Source organism: Acinetobacter sp. P1(2025) (genome assembly GCF_051390655.1).
Classification (GTDB): Bacteria; Pseudomonadota; Gammaproteobacteria; order Pseudomonadales; family Moraxellaceae; genus Acinetobacter; species Acinetobacter junii.
Genome location: NZ_JBPKBJ010000004.1, coordinates 84719 through 101291, shown reverse-complemented (window position 1 = coordinate 101291; position 16573 = coordinate 84719). Strand labels below are relative to the sequence as shown.

At 39.4% G+C, this 16573-nt stretch carries 19 protein-coding genes and 1 pseudogene; 5 read left to right on the top strand and 15 right to left on the bottom strand.

Features of this window, described 5'->3' with window-relative positions; translation table 11 throughout:
• Positions 1–113 precede the first annotated feature (113 nt).
• From ACSC97_RS02150 to ACSC97_RS02140, 3 genes and pseudogenes are all read right to left on the bottom strand, one after another.
• Positions 114–884, bottom strand: a pseudogene (locus ACSC97_RS02150) (cation:dicarboxylate symporter family transporter); the annotation flags it as partial.
• 118 nt (positions 885–1002) lie between these two features.
• On the bottom strand, positions 1003–2205 hold the full coding sequence (locus tag ACSC97_RS02145; RefSeq protein WP_436659091.1) for a TIGR03862 family flavoprotein: 1203 nt from the start codon (positions 2203–2205) through the stop codon (positions 1003–1005).
• Positions 2198–2842 (bottom strand): SAM-dependent methyltransferase, encoded by a 645-nt coding sequence (locus ACSC97_RS02140; protein WP_151711177.1) that lies wholly within the window; start codon positions 2840–2842, stop codon positions 2198–2200. The genes ACSC97_RS02145 and ACSC97_RS02140 overlap by 8 nt, the downstream gene beginning before the upstream one ends.
• A gap of 90 nt (positions 2843–2932) precedes the next feature.
• On the opposite strand from ACSC97_RS02140, the gene ACSC97_RS02135 reads away from it, so the two are divergent.
• Positions 2933–3124 (top strand): DNA gyrase inhibitor YacG, encoded by a 192-nt coding sequence (locus ACSC97_RS02135; RefSeq protein WP_004916696.1) that lies wholly within the window; start codon positions 2933–2935, stop codon positions 3122–3124.
• Here the strand turns inward: ACSC97_RS02135 and ACSC97_RS02130 are convergent.
• The 5 genes from ACSC97_RS02130 to ACSC97_RS02110 all read right to left on the bottom strand — a co-directional run bounded on the left by ACSC97_RS02130 (position 3121) and on the right by ACSC97_RS02110 (position 7550).
• Positions 3121–3765, bottom strand: coding sequence for an MBL fold metallo-hydrolase (locus ACSC97_RS02130; RefSeq protein WP_004916699.1), 645 nt, complete (start codon positions 3763–3765; stop codon positions 3121–3123). The two genes, ACSC97_RS02135 and ACSC97_RS02130, sit on opposite strands and share 4 nt — an antisense overlap.
• A gap of 31 nt (positions 3766–3796) precedes the next feature.
• Positions 3797–4813 carry a ferrochelatase gene (gene hemH, locus ACSC97_RS02125; protein WP_436659088.1) on the bottom strand — a complete coding sequence of 339 codons (1017 nt, stop codon included), beginning with the start codon at positions 4811–4813 and terminating at the stop codon, positions 3797–3799.
• Positions 4814–4882: 69 nt separating this feature from the next.
• Positions 4883–5911: a DUF4062 domain-containing protein gene (locus ACSC97_RS02120; protein WP_004957594.1), complete on the bottom strand. Its 1029-nt coding sequence runs from the start codon at positions 5909–5911 to the stop codon at positions 4883–4885.
• A gap of 110 nt (positions 5912–6021) precedes the next feature.
• Positions 6022–6894 carry a glutamate racemase gene (gene murI, locus ACSC97_RS02115; RefSeq protein WP_436659086.1) on the bottom strand — a complete coding sequence of 291 codons (873 nt, stop codon included), beginning with the start codon at positions 6892–6894 and terminating at the stop codon, positions 6022–6024.
• Positions 6895–6938: 44 nt separating this feature from the next.
• Positions 6939–7550: a DUF1285 domain-containing protein gene (locus ACSC97_RS02110; RefSeq protein ID WP_436659084.1), complete on the bottom strand. Its 612-nt coding sequence runs from the start codon at positions 7548–7550 to the stop codon at positions 6939–6941.
• A 187-nt stretch (positions 7551–7737) separates the two neighbouring features.
• Here ACSC97_RS02110 and ACSC97_RS02105 point away from each other — a divergent pair, with 187 nt between their 5' ends.
• Positions 7738–9450: an electron transfer flavoprotein-ubiquinone oxidoreductase gene (locus tag ACSC97_RS02105; protein WP_004916716.1), complete on the top strand. Its 1713-nt coding sequence runs from the start codon at positions 7738–7740 to the stop codon at positions 9448–9450.
• A 78-nt stretch (positions 9451–9528) separates the two neighbouring features.
• Here ACSC97_RS02105 and ACSC97_RS02100 read toward each other — a convergent pair whose 3' ends face one another.
• The 5 genes from ACSC97_RS02100 to ACSC97_RS02080 form a co-directional block, all read right to left on the bottom strand.
• A complete protein-coding gene (locus ACSC97_RS02100; RefSeq protein ID WP_201897824.1) occupies positions 9529–9720 on the bottom strand; it encodes a zf-HC2 domain-containing protein in 192 nt (63 codons plus the stop codon).
• On the bottom strand, positions 9714–10331 hold the full coding sequence (locus tag ACSC97_RS02095; RefSeq protein ID WP_201897825.1) for an RNA polymerase factor sigma-70: 618 nt from the start codon (positions 10329–10331) through the stop codon (positions 9714–9716). The genes ACSC97_RS02100 and ACSC97_RS02095 overlap by 7 nt, the downstream gene beginning before the upstream one ends.
• A gap of 16 nt (positions 10332–10347) precedes the next feature.
• Positions 10348–11079 (bottom strand): HvfC family RiPP maturation protein, encoded by a 732-nt coding sequence (locus ACSC97_RS02090; protein WP_201897826.1) that lies wholly within the window; start codon positions 11077–11079, stop codon positions 10348–10350.
• Positions 11076–11942, bottom strand: a complete 867-nt coding sequence (locus ACSC97_RS02085) for an HvfB family MNIO-type RiPP peptide maturase (protein ID WP_436659080.1) — start codon at positions 11940–11942, stop codon at positions 11076–11078. The genes ACSC97_RS02090 and ACSC97_RS02085 overlap by 4 nt, the downstream gene beginning before the upstream one ends.
• Before the next feature lie 65 nt (positions 11943–12007).
• Positions 12008–12313 carry an HvfA family oxazolone/thioamide-modified RiPP metallophore gene (locus tag ACSC97_RS02080; protein ID WP_004916729.1) on the bottom strand — a complete coding sequence of 102 codons (306 nt, stop codon included), beginning with the start codon at positions 12311–12313 and terminating at the stop codon, positions 12008–12010.
• A 161-nt stretch (positions 12314–12474) separates the two neighbouring features.
• On the opposite strand from ACSC97_RS02080, the gene ACSC97_RS02075 reads away from it, so the two are divergent.
• Positions 12475–13089: an HvfX family Cu-binding RiPP maturation protein gene (locus tag ACSC97_RS02075; protein WP_201897828.1), complete on the top strand. Its 615-nt coding sequence runs from the start codon at positions 12475–12477 to the stop codon at positions 13087–13089.
• A 12-nt stretch (positions 13090–13101) separates the two neighbouring features.
• Here ACSC97_RS02075 and ACSC97_RS02070 read toward each other — a convergent pair whose 3' ends face one another.
• Both ACSC97_RS02070 and tusA read right to left on the bottom strand, forming a co-directional pair.
• Positions 13102–13698, bottom strand: coding sequence for a LysE/ArgO family amino acid transporter (locus ACSC97_RS02070; RefSeq protein ID WP_201897829.1), 597 nt, complete (start codon positions 13696–13698; stop codon positions 13102–13104).
• A gap of 4 nt (positions 13699–13702) precedes the next feature.
• A complete protein-coding gene (gene tusA / locus ACSC97_RS02065; protein ID WP_004916739.1) occupies positions 13703–13960 on the bottom strand; it encodes a sulfurtransferase TusA in 258 nt (85 codons plus the stop codon).
• Positions 13961–14135: 175 nt separating this feature from the next.
• On the opposite strand from tusA, the gene ACSC97_RS02060 reads away from it, so the two are divergent.
• Both ACSC97_RS02060 and lnt read left to right on the top strand, forming a co-directional pair.
• Positions 14136–14975 carry an HlyC/CorC family transporter gene (locus ACSC97_RS02060; RefSeq protein WP_004916742.1) on the top strand — a complete coding sequence of 280 codons (840 nt, stop codon included), beginning with the start codon at positions 14136–14138 and terminating at the stop codon, positions 14973–14975.
• Complete coding sequence (gene lnt / locus ACSC97_RS02055; protein WP_201897830.1) at positions 14972–16531, top strand: apolipoprotein N-acyltransferase; 1560 nt, start codon at positions 14972–14974, stop codon at positions 16529–16531. The genes ACSC97_RS02060 and lnt overlap by 4 nt, the downstream gene beginning before the upstream one ends.
• Positions 16532–16573: the final 42 nt, after the last annotated feature.

Below are 16573 nucleotides of genomic sequence, written 5' to 3'. Positions count from 1 at the left end.
CATATAAATGGGTAGAGTACAGGTTGCTGTAGAAGCATGTTTAATTCGTCTAATCACAGATACTTTATAAAGCATTTTAATACTTTTTTGAATCTGTCAATGCGTAAGTCCTAATAATTTAGAAATTTAAATATATTTAAACCTGTAAATTTCAGGATTCCACCTAAAATAATTAGTACAAACAAAATACAAGTCACATAAAACAATAAGACTAAATAGCCAAGCCGAACCAATGAATCTAATCCGAATTTAGCAGTGGTATAAGCGACTGAACCGAATACCCCAACTGGTGCTAAACGAATGATTAAAGCCATCATCTTAAAAAACACTTCAGAAAAAGCTTCGATTGCTTTACATACCAACTCTGCCAAATGCTTTGGAATCATGAGTAAAGCGACACCAAACAAAATAGCGATCAATAAGACTTGTAAAATATCACCACGAGCAAAAGCATCTACAAATGTTTTAGGAATAATATGTAATAAGAAATCTGATCCCGAACTCATCGTGTGCGCACGTTCGGTATAAACATTTAAATCCTTTCCATCTAACTGGGTGATATCAATATTCATACCAACGCCAGGTTTGAAGACATATGCAATCACAATTCCCAAAACCAAAGCAATACTGGTGACAATCTCAAAATATAAAATCGTTTTTGCGCCAACCTTCCCCATTTTTTTAAGATCATTTGCTCCATACAATCCAAGTACAACTACACAGAAAACAATAGGCGCAATAAGCATCTTGATCAGTGCAATAAAGCCATCACCTAGCGGTTTTAAAGCTAAAGAAAAATCGTGAAAACTGATTCCAATGATAATACCGAGAATTAATGCAAAAATGACTTGAAGAAATAGACTAGATTTGAATCTCTGCAACATTGAATATTCATCTATGGAAAAGATAAATCTCAACTTTGCAAGAAACTCGCCAATAGATAAAAATCGCGTTATTTAAAACATGAAAAATACATTAAATTTACAAACACTTTTTAAAACATTATCTTAGAGTGTCAGATATTAAATATTGATGTACCCCTGTTCCTGCCGCTCGCCCAGTTGCAAAACAAGCAGTGAGTAAATATCCCCCTGTTGGTGCATCCCAATCCAGCATTTCACCACAACAAAACACAAAAGGATTTGATTGCAACTGTAATTGAGAAGACAAAGCGATCTGTTTAACACCTCCCGCACAGCTAATGGCTTCTTCGATTGGACGAAAGCCATCGAGTGAAATATTCAGGTTCTTGATCTGCTGAGCCATCTGTTTTGCATCTGACCATATGCTTTTATTCGTGACTTCACGCAACAGATTAATTTTGACGTGATCTAAGCCTGCTTTTCGCCAAATATTGGTTAGGGATTGCTTTTTATTGCTGTGTAATTTTTTTTCTAATTGTTCGGCACTTACATCTGGCAATAAGTCCAGATGCAATATGAAAGGTTGCTTTTGATGATTCAAAGCTCTTAAATCACGCCCTAATTTATAAATCACACCACTTTCAAAGCCATAGTGAGTAATCACAATATCACCATGCGTTTTATTTTCTGCGTTCACCCATGCATCCACGCGTTTAAGTGGTTGTCCCAAACAGTTTTGCATAAATGATGACCATGCTTTCAATACACCTGCATTACTGGCTTGAAAAGGTTCAATTTGATCTTCAGACAACCATTGTTGCCAAGCACCATCACTGCCTAATTGTGACCATGAAACAGCACCACAAGCCAATACAATCGCATCATAATGATCAGTGTAACATCCTGTTTGGTTTTCAATCGTTAACTGATTCTTGGTCACATCGACACAACGATGACGATAATAAAACTTCACCCCATCATCTGCCAATCGTTTTAGCCAAGCACGGAGTAAAGGAGCTGCTTTCATCTCGGTCGGGAAAATTCGCCCTGAACTCCCCACATAGGACTCAATACCTAAACCTTTCATCCAGTCTTGAATCCACTGCGCGTCCCAATGTCTCACCCATGGACTTAACCACGCTGCGTGATCATAGCGTTGAATAAAAGTATCGATTGGCTCAGCATGAGAAATATTCAAACCTGTTTTCCCAGCCATAAGGAACTTACGCGCTGCTGAAGGCTTCTGCTCAAAAACATCAATTTGATAATCATATTGGCTCAATACTTCAGCAGCCATCAAACCTGCTGGGCCAGCACCGATAATCGCAATACGTTTAGACATCAGATTGCTCTTGAGCATTTTGACCTTGCAAAGGTGCAAAATCATCAAAACGAGTCGAATAATTTTCAGGTTTTGTGATGATCAACTGTTGGCAAAGTTCACCACGTTCCAAGTACTTGACTTCAAAATGTGTACGCGCAGAGTCTGTTGCTATTTTTTGCTTTTCATAAGGCAACTTCCACAATTGAATCAGTTGCTGTTCAGCTTCATCAATATACTCTTCAATATTACTCGCTAAAGTAATGGTGCCATTCGGCTGAAGACGTGAAAGCAAAAACTCAAAGAACGGCATATTTAACCAACGCTGTGCTGGATTATGCGGTTCTGGGTTTGGATAAAGAATAAAAAACTGTTCTACCTGTGCAGGATGCAAAGCATGCACGACCCAAGGCAAAGCATCAGCATGTATGGGGTATAAATATTCACGTGGTTCAAGCTGATGCTGTTTTTGCATCGCTAAAAATTTTTCTTTAGTTCGTTCGATGGCATACAACGTCGTTTGCGGATTTTGCCCTGTGAACAGTAAAGCATGCTTACCTTTACCCGCACCGATTTCAACACAAATCGGCGTATTCGGAATCACCTGAAAATCACGTGGTGCTTGCATTCGGTGTGCTTGAAATTGACGAATCGACATATTCACATCAAACTATCTAGAAATCGGCATAAGTCTAACAATTCACTTTGCTTTTGACTAATCTATTTGTTTTTGATGTAGGAATTTTCTATGCCACGTACATTCCCCTGCCCACGTTGTGGACAAGACAGCACTTGGGAAGGTAATGAATTTCGCCCATTTTGCTCAGAGCGTTGTAAGCTGATTGATTTAGGGGCTTGGGCAAACGATGAATATAAACTGCCTACCCAAGATGCACCTCAGGCAGGCGATAAACGTCATGAAGATGAATACGAGGATTAGCCAGCTTTACTTGCAACGAATGGGTTGAATTGTTTCTCGTAACCGATTGTGCTGATTGGACCATGACCCGAAATAAACTGAGTTTCATCAGGTAAGCTAAAGCATTCTCTTTTAATCGAATCGAGTAACTGCTGATGATTTCCTTTTGGAAAATCTGTACGTCCAATCGAGCCTTTAAACAACACATCACCCGTCCAAAGCAAACCATGCTTTTGATTGTAAAACATCACATGACCAGGTGTATGTCCTGGTGCAAAACGCACCTCGAACTCGTCTTCACCCAGTTTTAAGGTTTCACCACCTTCTAACCACTGATCGACTTTAACAGGTTGAGGAATTGGGAAACCATAACGTGCTGAGACTTCTTGAATCATATCTAACCAGAATTGGTCTTCTTTATGTGGACCAATGACAGGAATTTTCCAAGCTTCAGCCAATTCTCCTACAGCACCAGCATGATCAAGATGTCCGTGCGTTAACCATAATGCTTTAACGGTTAAACCCAAAGCTTCAACTTCTTTTTTTAGTACTGCTGCATCGCCACCTGCATCAATCAAAACCGCCTCTTTGCTTTCACTGTCCCATAAAATTGAGCAATTTTGAGCAAATGCGGTAACAGGAACAATTTTGACTTGCAGCATAAAAAAACCTCTGGCGTGAAAGAAGATCGTCTTAACGATGAGCTAAGGTATGAGTAAGAGCATCAAGATTAGCCTGAACCAGACTTGCAAGCAAATCTATATGTGCTTGGTCAGTATTTAACGCAGGAATATAAGCATATTCTCCACCACCAGCGTGTTGGAAAGTTTCTTTATTTTCAACTGCCAATTCTTCTAATGTTTCCAGACAATCTGCTGAAAAAGCAGGACTCAGCACTTGTACAGATTGAACCCCTGCTTGTCCCCATTGTTCCAATAAAACATCGGTATAAGGTTTAACCCACTCTTGTTTACCAAAACGAGATTGGAAACTGATTGCCCATTCATCTTCATTTAAATGCAATGCTTCAGCAACCAGTTTTGCGGTCATACGACAACGATCTGCATAAGGATCACCTTTGTCTGCATAAGGCTGAGGAATACCATGAAATGACATCAATAATTTTTCAGGTTTTCCGTGCTGCTCTTGATAAGCAAGCACACTATCCACCAAAGCTTGAATGAATAATGGATGCTGATAATAATCTTTGATCATGGTTATTCCAGGCAAATGGCGCTGATTTGGAATCCATCGTGCAAAAGCATCATATAAAGGTGCAGTGGATGTCGCAGAATATTGCGGGAATAATGGTAATAAAATCACATGCTCTTGAGGCACTTTCTCAAGTTGCTCAAATACTGCATAAATGCTTGGTTGACCATAAGTCATGGCAGGCAGAACCGTTAAGTCAAATTGATGATTTTCATCCAGCAAACGCTGTTTAATCAATTGTGTTTGTTTGAGAACAATTTCACGCATTGGTGAGTCAGTTGACCAAACTGAGGCATACGCTTGAGCAACCCGTTTTGGGCGAAATGGAAGAACAAAAGCATGTAGAATCACCCACCAAATAAATTTTGGGATTTCAATTACACGCGTGTCAGATAAAAATTGCTTCAAAAAACGACGTACTGCTGGTGCAGTCGCTTCGTCGGGCGTACCTAAATTTGCTAAAATCACAGTGACTTTTGGTTTTGGTGTCGCTGACATAGATCGTTTCCGCTATAGCTGAATTTCTTCAATTACTTTAGCAGCTTTATGATTCTTTTTTAAATTGGTTTAATGCATTGTTTTAAATTGAAAAACCCGATTACTATCTAGGACATTACTTTCCAATAGCTTTTGAGCTTTATGCGTCAGCTGCCATAACATACGTTGGCGATCATCACGTCCCGTAGGTACAATCCATTCATTCTGACGCATTTGCATTTTTATCTCATGCAAAGCACGTATATTGATCTGTGCTCTTGAAACGGCGTGTGCTCTTGGCATCTCTTTACGCGCATCTTCCAAACCTGTTTCATTTAAATATTCATTCATACGTTTTGAAAAATATTCTTCAGGAGTTGGACTAACAAAAGATGAACCAAGTACATTGAGCAATTGTGCCCATGTTAATTTACGGAACGTTTTGATGTCTTTAAAATTACCATCTTGATAGGCATGCATACGATATTCAAAAGAATAAAGCTCATGCATTGAAACCTTAGGTAACATTGAAATTGGATCTGCTTCGCGACTACCCATCTCAGTTTCGAGTTGTTTTAGTTTGGCGCGTAAACTATCGATCTCATCTTGTAAAACTTGAGTGTTCTGAGGACGTACCCAACCTACCACAGGATAACGCTCTAACATTTGTGGCATGCTCGAACGAACAGCTAGTTCCAAATCTCTTAAGGTACGGTATGTAAATATTTGATCAACATCATGCTGTAGCTGTTTTCTAAACTCTTTAAATTTTTCTTTTAATTCAGGTTTATTATCTTGCAATTGTAAGTCACGCGAGTCGGGATCTTCATGCATAAATACAATCACAGGTTTTTGCTTGGTCATCGCATAGATATACTCTAAATGCATATAACCTACGCCAGACACAGATTGTTCTCCATACTGGCTGCCAAGCAAAATCACCACGTAATCGCAGTCATCAATTTGACGTCGGGCGATCGATGTGCTCAATGGCGTGCGTTGTTCCAAGCCCCAAGAGAAAAAGCCCATTCCCACCAAAGTTTGAGTCAGTACTGCTCGCTCTGGTTGCATTTCATTGCCAGACGTAGAAATAAAGACTTGATAACGAGTATCTTGCATAGCCTGTGCCCCACTTCACTTATCCATAAGTTTAAGCTAAACCGCCCAAAAACCTATTAACAGATAACCCCAAATAAAATTTTAAATATGGTATGAGTCGAGCTTAATATCTAAACTTCATCCAAATTATTGATTGTCCACGTCAATTGTGACGACATAAGATGCTGAACTACGGGTTGTAACTCGACTGCATTCTGTCCACTAACGAAACATTCAATACGTGTAATATTATGACTTATTTTGTCACATAATAACCTATTTTTTATTAAAATATACGCTGTTTGTCGCGCAACTGCTTGTCCTGAATCGATTAATTTTAACTTTTCATTAAAAATCTGACGAATAGCATCTTTCAAAAATGGATAGTGAGTGCAGCCTAGTACAAGAAAATCTGCCCCCTGATCTACCACTGGTTGCAAAATATTATGAAGCTCAACTAAACATGCTTCACTCATCTGCTCTCCTGCCTCTACAAAAGGCACAAGTTTGAGGCTCGTAAAAGTTAAAACTTTCACACCTGCAGGCTCTGCAAACTTTAGCATGACTTCTTTAATTAACTTACCACGAAACGTTGCAGGTGTTGCTAGCACAGCGACGACTTTTGATTGCGTCTGAAGTACAGCAGGTTTCAACGCTGGCACTAAGCCGACAATCGGAAAATGCTCACCATAATGTTCACGCAGATAATCCAAACTAAATGCTGATGCAGTATTACAAGCAACGACGGCGATTTTGCAACCTTGCCTATAAAGCCATTCAATTGCTTTTGCCGTTAGCTCACGAATTTCTTGATCAGAACGCGCTCCATAAGGTACATGAGCGGTGTCAGCATAATAAAGAATGCGCTCATTGGGTAAATGAGAGGCAATTTCTTGAGCAATCGACAAGCCTCCAATCCCAGAATCAAATACACCTATCGGAGCATCTGAGGATGCATGAGGCATAGGATTTAATAACTCTGCGATAGGTTGAACAGCTGTCATACACGAAAACGTAGTGGTGAAATATCTCTGTTAAAGATTAAACCTCAGGTGCTCAAATGCAAGACTAAATCACCACTTTTTAATGTTAAAACAGCTTCACCTTGTGAATTTTCAGACAAAGTGCCGTAATTCACGAGATGATAAAAACTTTGACGCTGAATCAAGGCATTGATTCCAAATCGAACATGAACATAAGGTCTTAACTCACCTGCATATTCACGCATAAAAATCGGATGCTGTTCATCCACAATGACGACATCTTGATTACTGGTCGTAAGTTGTAGATATTTTTTTCCATCTAGTTCTATTTGATCAGCTTGATTGATGATTAAAGGTTCATCTTCAACTTCAATTTCAATCTGTTCAACTGGTGTTTTTAAGTAGAATTTTCCATCTTCTCTCCAAAGCACTTTACTAAACAGATCTAAGAGTGCCTGACGCTTAACCAATTGACCTTCGTGCCACCACTCACCATTGGCTTTTACTTTCAAATCCATTTTGCCACAATGCTTTGGATGCCATTGGTCTAAAGGTGGAATTGACCTTTTGTGACTTTGCTGTACATCTTTTAAGTATTGTGCAATGTTCATTAAGTTTTTATCATCAGACAACACGATTTTTCCTGTATTCTGTGGAGAATCATTTTCATTTATCATAGTTTATGCCTTGCTGACGGGAAAATATGACCACTCAGCCAATTGGCGAGATCAAGGTTTAAAACTATACTATCCCAAACGTTTGCAAGCGCAATAGATAGTTTTGTGCTTGGCAATTCAGAACACTCATGGCAGCACCGAATAGCAATGATTACGGTTGCCACCCTTAAAATATGAGGAGTCCTACATGGAACACATCGAACGTGAAGCGATGGAGTTTGACGTAGTGATCGTAGGCGCTGGACCTGCGGGTTTATCTGCTGCGATTAAAATTCGTCAATTAGCGATTGAAAACAACCTACCTGACCTTTCAGTCTGTGTGGTTGAAAAAGGCTCTGAAGTTGGTGCGCATATCCTTTCTGGTGCTGTACTTGAACCACGTGCCATGAATGAATTGTTCCCGAACTGGAAAGAAGAAGGCGCTCCGCTGAATGTTCCTGTAACGGATGACGAAACTTATTTCTTATTATCTGATACTAAAGCACAAAAGATGCCGTATTGGATGGTTCCTAAATCAATGCACAACGAAGGGAACTATGTCATTTCTCTTGGTAACGTTGTTCGTTGGTTAGGTCAAAAAGCTGAAGAATTAGAAGTTTCTATTTTCCCTGGTTTTGCTGCATCTGAAGTACTTTATCATGAAGATGGTACTGTGAAAGGCATCCAAACAGGTGATATGGGTATTGGCAAAAATGGTGAGCCAACACACAACTTTACTCCTGGTTATGAACTTCATGCTAAATATACTTTATTCGCTGAAGGTTGCCGTGGTCACCTCGGTAAGCGTTTAATTGCTAAATACAATTTAGATAAAGATGCTGATCCACAACATTACGGTATTGGTATCAAAGAACTTTGGGAAATCGATCCTGCAAAACACAAGCCTGGCCTTGTAATGCATGGTGCGGGTTGGCCTTTGTCTGAGACAGGTTCTGCAGGTGGTTGGTGGTTATATCACGCTGAAAACAACCAAGTAACTTTGGGTATGATCGTAGACTTATCTTACGAAAACCCTCACATGTATCCATTCATGGAAATGCAACGTTGGAAAACACACCCAACGATTAAGCAATTCCTAGAGGGTGGTAAGCGTATTTCTTACGGCGCGCGTGCGGTAGTGAAAGGTGGTTTCAACTCTTTACCTAAACTAACATTCCCAGGCGGTTGCTTGATCGGTGATGATGCTGGTTTCTTGAACTTCTCAAAAATCAAAGGCTCACACACTGCAATGAAGTCAGGCATGTTATGTGGCGAGGCTGTATTTGAAGCCATCGCTGCTGGTGTAGCAAAAGGTGGTGATCTTGCCATTGCTCGTGTACTTGAAGGCGATGATCATTTTGCTAAAGAGTTAACTGCTTATACAGATAAATATAACAACTCTTGGTTAAAAGAAGAGTTATATCAAGCACGTAACTTTGGTCCAGCGATGCATAAGTTTGGTACATGGATTGGTGGTGCGTTCAACTTTATTGACCAAAATGTCTTTAAAGTACCATTTACATTACATGACTTAAAACAAGACTTTGCTGCACTTAAAACTGTAGATGCGTCAACATTCAAACCTAACTATCCAAAAGCTGATGGCAAGTTAGTATTTGATCGTTTATCTTCTGTCTTTATTTCAAATACTGTACACGAAGAGAATCAACCAGCTCACTTGAAGCTGACTGATCCATCTATTCCAGTCAACGTAAACTTACCAAAATGGGATGAGCCTGCTCAACGTTATTGCCCTGCTGGTGTTTATGAAGTGATGGAAAATGATGACGGTTCTAAACGCTTCCAAATCAACGCTGCGAACTGTGTACACTGTAAGACTTGTGATATTAAAGACCCATCACAGAACATTACATGGGTAACGCCAGAAGGTGGCGGTGGTCCAAACTACCCGAATATGTAATTTTTAATTTGTGCTGAAACTTAGTTTTTAGTACAAATTAAACCAAGAAAGCCTCATGAAATATGAGGCTTTCTTATTTTAATCTTTCTGTTTTTCATCAAATTTTTTATATTGTTTTGATAATAAACTTAAGCTCTTCATCTGCTTGCCAAAACGTCGACACGAACTACACATCACCACATGAAACTGTAAAGCACTTATTTCTTTGAAGCTCAGTGTCCGATCTTGTTTTTCTGAAAGCAATTGGGTCGCTTCTCGGCACGTCAACATGAACAATCCTCCTGAAGTAACCATTTGTTTTCTAAGCATTCACGTAGTCTGACTCGACTGCGATACATTAGAACGTTCAAGTTTGAGATACTTAGCTCTAATTTCTCACAGATTTCATCTGAACTAAGTTCAATCATTTCCCGCAACATAAACACTTGTGCATACTTTGCTGGTAAATGATTCAAACAGGTATCGAAAATCATCCAAAAATCTTGCTGCTCCATCATTTCCTCAGGATTCAACCATGCTTTTGGTCTTTCTGATTTTTGCCAATGCCCTGAAGCATCAAACAACTCATCCACGCTTCGCTCATTTTCTTCCGTATCAAACAATTCAGACATACTGACTAAACGTTGCTTCTGACGAATTAGATCAACAATTTTATTTTTTAAAATAGCGAATACCCATGTTTTAAATGCTGATCGGCCAGAAAAAGAACCTGAATGTTGTAAAGCACTGACTAAAGCTTCTTGCACAACATCCTCAGCTTGATGAAATGAAGAAAGTTGCAATACTGCAAATTTCATCATTTGTTGTCGTAGTTCCATCAGAAAATCATCGTTATACAGTTGCTGCGATGCATTAGCATTCGATGTTGTAATTTCAGGCATCGCGTTTCTCACTATGCTAGTCAGGTTTGTATAACAATTCTAAGCGGATCAAATCTTCTGCAAGTTCATCCAGTTGAGTATTCACTTCACTGAACGATAGATCAGGAATTATTTGCTGGATAAACTCAGCGAGTGCTATTCGCGGCAATGGTTGTTGTGCTAATTGCTCAATTAGATAAGCTGTTAATGGAGTCAATATTTCAACACAAACCCGATCATGTTTGTTCCGCCAAACCATGATGGCACTTGGAGCGGGATCTTTGTGAATTTGATTGATTGACCACTGGTAAACAGGATATTGATACACCAACACCCAAACTTGTGTAGTCAGCTGCCAATTTAATTCGGCATTCAAAGTGACATCTTCAATTTCAAGTGTATCCAAGTACAGTTCAAGCCATTCGTATTGCAATAGCTCAGCAAGCCAAGGATATTCAAATAAAATAGGATGCTGCTTTTCTGTGAGAAACTCTCTGAATTGCAACGAGATATCGTTATAAAGCGGAGACTGATTCTGAGATTCTCGAAAAAAATCCGTCAGTAACTGTTGCCATTGCTGCTCAGGCAATAAAGATCGAGCCACCGGATAAACCAAATTGATAAATGAGCAAACATTGTTGAACAACAGTTCTCGATAAACTTGCATACGATCCAAAGCAAAAGGCACTGCTTTTACTGAATTTGGATCACGCAGCCAGTCACAAAAATCATGTTGGGTCTGCTGAAAAGTATGCTCATTCATACTCATACATTCACCCCATCGACCAAATTCTGGCTCATTGGGATTAGTGTATGTTGATTTGAATATTGATGCTGTAACTGCTGAATCTTATTCAATTCACTCTGAAGTTGCTGCCATGTTGGGATATTAAAATCGCGCTCTAATAACGTTGGTTTCACACCACATACCTGATAAGTGTATTCCAACAATGCCCACACGGGATCACATACTTCAGCACCATGAGTATCAATGAGTAAATCTGTACTCACCGGTTCATGCCCTGCTATATGTAAATAACGAATACGTTGTTTCGGCATAGCTTCAATGAAAGCATAAGCATCTGCTTGGTGGTTGATACTATTTACATAAACGTTATTCACGTCCAACAATAATTCGCAATCTGCTTGTGTGATTACTTCACGGACAAACTCTGCCTCAGACATTTCAGCATTCGGCATAAGATAAGTAGAAACATTTTCTAATACTAATCTTCGCCCTAAAATATCTTGAACTTGAGAAATTCGTTCCACTACATACTTCACAGCAGCTTCAGTCATTGGGATAGGCAAGAGATCGTATAAATAGCCACCATCATTGGTATAACTCAGATGTTCCGAATAAATCTCGACTTGATAAGCATCTAAGAATTTTTTGATTTGATAAATAAAATCAATATTTAAGGGATGAGGACCACCAATCGACAAAGAGAGTCCGTGACAAATTAATGGAGATTTTTCTACACACTGAGCTAGAAGTTTCGCATGTCGACCACCAAAACCCATCCAATTTTCTGGAGCAACTTCAATAAAGTCAGGATGATGAGTCGCACCTAAAAATGCTTCGATAAAATCTCGCCTTAGGCCAAGACCCACATTTGTGATTGCATCCATAAAGAATCCCTTTGGTGAATGACAGCCATCTTTTTAGATGCTGTCATCAACCGTCTGCATAAGGCTTAGTGAGCGCCACACTTCCCATCAGCCACTTTTTTGTCTGCACCACATTTTGCATCTGCCATTTTTTTGTCTGCGCCGCATTTAGCATCCGCAGCTTTTTTATCTGCACCGCATTTTGCATCAGTAGTTTTGTGTTGTTTTTTCGCTTTATCTGAACCACATTTCGCTTCACCACATTTTGCATCTGCAGTTTTAGTCACATGTGTTTCAGTCGTCGTCGATGCTGCCGAAACTTGGGTTGCTGCACCAACCATAGATAATGCAACTAAAGCGGCAACCGAAGTCATTGAGTTTAATTTATTCATTGTGAAGTTCCTTTTAAGTAAATATTGCTTTTGTACTAGGTACATAAAATTAGACGTGCGAACAATCAAATTATTACAGTCAAATTTAGATTTTTTTTGTGTAAGAAATCAAAAATTCAAACGACTAATAACTAATAAAACTTATTCGTTGTGAATTTCTCATGAAAAATCTAATTTATTCTTTACATAAACGCTATCAGAATTTGGGTTTCAACTTAAATTATTTTGATGGAATCGCCTCTTTAGCGCTTCGCCTATATTTAATTCCTATTTTTTGGATGGCTGGACACAATAAACTACAACATTTCAATGATACAGTTGAATGGTTTGGCAATAGTGAATGGGGCTTGGGCTTACCCTTCCCATTGGTTATGGCTAGCCTTGCAATTTCGGCTGAGTTAGGTGGTGCTGTCTTACTTGCCTTAGGTCTTGTAACGCGACTGATTTGTATTCCATTGATTATCACTATGCTGGTCGCTATCTTTACTGTACACATTCAAAATGGATGGCAAGCGATTGCTGATCCACACGCTCCTTTTGCAAATATGGAAGTGATTGAATCGGCTGAGAAACTAGAGAAAGCGAGAGAGATTCTGAGCACTTATGGAAATTATGATTGGCTTACATCAAGTGGCTCATTTGTCATATTGAATAATGGCGTTGAGTTTGCAGTGACCTATTTGGTTATGTTGGGTGCACTACTGGTTCTTGGCGGTGGAAGATATGTAAGTTGTGATTACTGGATCAGTCGAAAAGTAATTAAATCAAAAAGATAGGTGCATAAAAACCTATCTTAATAGTGAAAGTGCGATCAACCACATGATACAGCCAATCAATAGATCTAAGACTTTCCAAACTTTAGGATTTGCAAATACAGGACGCAATAATCTCGCCCCAAATCCTAAACTAAAAAAGAATAAAAATGACGCTGATACTGCCCCACTAGCAAAAGAGATCTTATCTGCATATTGAGCAGATATTGAACCTAATAATACAACCGTGTCTAAGTAGACATGCGGATTTAACCAAGAGAAACTGAGACATAAAACTATCGTTTGCCAGAAAGTCGTTGTTTCTTGTTCAGAAGCAATTAAACCTGACTGCGAATTATAAGCATTGTAAAAGCTGCGGGCGCCGTAAATAAACAAGAAGAGTGCGCCGAAATACTTCATAGCTTGAATCAACCATGCTTGTTGACTCAATATTGAAGCAAATCCAAACACACCTAAACAAATTAAAAATGCGTCGGATAAAGCACAGATCAGACATACCCAAAATACATGCTGTTTGAGCAATCCTTGCTTTAAAACAAAAGCATTTTGTGCACCAATTGCGAGAATAAGTGAAAGTCCCAGCGCAAAACCTGAGAAATAGGTCGAAAGCAAACGATTAACCTTTTTGCACTAAATAATGATATTCAGTATTGCTATTTTCGTCTAAAGACTCTTCTTTCAACAGTAATTCATGTCCTAGATGCATGCAGAATTTAGGAATATCCCAAGAAGTTGAAGGGTCTGTTGCAAAAACTTCTACCACATCCCCAGATTTTGCTTTACGAATCGCTTGATGCAGCATCATCACTGGTTCAGGACAACGTAAACCACGGGTATTAAGTTGTACTGTTGGGAGTTTGGTTTGTTCAGACATCATATAACTCAAATATGCTAATTTTCACATTTTATCATAAAGTCATACTGTAGAAATCACCTGCACTTTTTTGAAAAACTGTACATTTCTTGCATCGTTTTATTGATGCATATCCGCTTTTTCTTCGGTATGATGAAAATCATCTAATTGATATAGAGAGTCTTTAGGAAAGATCATGGTCGATGAATCCAGTCCGTCGTGGGGTATGCGTGGCTTAAGAAAATGGTTAGGTACTGCACCTGAAACTCGCGATGAATTACTTAAGTTAGTTCAAGATTCACGTCGCTTCTTAGAACCCGACACAGTCGCAATGCTTGAAGGTGTTCTAGATCTGCCAGCAACGAAGATTCGAGAGGTTATGACACCTCGTACTGCAATTATTAGCTTACAAGAAGATGATCAGCTGCTTGACATCTTGCATGTTTTAATTGAATCAGCACACTCTCGCTTTCCCGTTTTTTCTGCTGATCAAACTGACAATGTTGTGGGCATTCTTCTTGCAAAAGACTTATTGCCATTTCTCACTGAACGCAATGTCAAAGTCGACATTCGCTCATTGATGCGCCAACCTGTGTTTGTTCCTGAAAGTGCGCGATCAGATCAAGTGCTTCGTATGCTAAAAAACACACAAACGCATATCGCCATCGTGATTGATGAATATGGTTCAACTTCTGGTTTAGTTACTCTGGAAGATATTCTTGAAGAGATCGTTGGTGAAATTGAAGATGAACATGACATTGCTGATGAAGAAGCTTTGTACATTGTTCCTGACAATGATCCAACCACAGCAAATACTTGGATTGTTCAAGCACTTACACCAATTGAACATTTCAACACAATTTTAGATGCAGATTTTTCTGACGATGAAGTTGAAACTATGGGCGGTTTACTGCTGCAAGAAATCGGTTTAGTGAGCGATCTACAAGGTCAGACGATTGAACTTGGTGATTGGGAATTTACCATTATTGAAGCAGATGCACGCACTATTCATCTGATTCGAGCTGTCCGTCAATGAGAAGCTACTTTGAAAAGCTGTTCAACCCATCCCAAACCCACAAACAGCTTCCGTTTATCTTTCCACTCCTGATTGCACTTATTTCAGGTGCAATCTTTAGTTTTGCGCTCGCACCGTATTTCTTTTGGTGGTTAGCAATCTTATCTCCTGCTTTACTCTATGCCGTATTACGCCAGCGTAATCCTAGACAGGCATTTGTATTGGGCTGGGCATACGGATTCGGATTGTGGTTTGTAGGTGCATTTTGGTTATATACCTCCATTCACGTCTATGGTGATACTAACTCCTTTTTAAGCGTTTTGATGATTGCCTTTATGGCAGCTGCAATGGGCTTATTTACCGCTTTTCAGACTTGGCTTTACCGTCGATTTTTCCCTGAAACTCCACTGACATTTGCACCACTTTGGGTTTTATTTGAATGGGCAAAAACATGGGTCTTCACGGGATTTCCATGGCTTTTTGCAGGCTATGCATTCACAGAACGATTATTAGATGGTTATGCGCCTTTATTTGGGGTCTATGCTGTATCGTTTGTCGTGATCGTGCTCGCATGTGCTCTTGTCGAAATCCTCAATCGTCGTTGGTTTTGGGCCATCCCATCTGGTTTACTGATCTTAGGTGCATGGGGTGCGGGTTTCATTCAATTTGTACAACCCAAAACAGAAAAACCACTCAGTGTTTCATTAATCCAAGGCAATATTCCTCAAGACTTGAAATGGTTGACTGAATATCAAATTAAAACCTTGGAAATCTATGCCAACCTGAGTCGTGCTGAATGGGGACGTGATTTAATTGTTTGGCCTGAATCTTCGATTCCTCTGTTTCAAACAGACATTCCTGACTTTTTAAAAGCAATGGATGCACAGGCTAAAAAATCTGATACTGCTTGGGTTACGGGTATTCCTTATTGGGACATCCCTAAATCACAACAAGTAGGTGAGCCTTTGTACTACAACAGTATCATGGCTTCTGGTAGTGAATCGTCTGGCTTATATAAAAAGCAACGCCTCGTACCCTTTGGTGAATACATTCCGTTGTCTGGAATGTTGAAATGGGTACTTCCTGCAATGCAGAACGATGTAAGTATGAGTGGTTTTTCTCGCGGAGAATCAGATCAAAAACCATTGTCTGTGAAAGGACATGCGCTTGCAGCTGCAATTTGTTATGAAGTGGCTTATCCAAATCTCACTCGCCGTAATGCGCTCAATAGCGACTTTTTAATCACAGTTTCAAATGATGCTTGGTTTACAGGAACGGCTGGACCTTGGCAACATTTACAAATGGTGCAAATGCGTGCCAAAGAAAATGGTCGTTGGTTTATTCGTGCAACCAATACAGGCGTCACGGCCTTTATTGATCAGAATGGTCATATTGTGAAACAGGCTCCTATGGATCACGAAGCAGTATTACGTGGTGATTTACCAGCGATGCAAGGTCAAACACTTTATAATCGTTTAAGTGATTTCCCGATTCTTATTTTCTCTGTTCTACTTTTAATTATCGGTTGGATATATCGTCCTAGAAAAGTCGATATTTCATTTAAATCACGTCGATAATTTCTAAAGAGCGTTTTGAATCCAAAGCGCTCTTTTTTTATT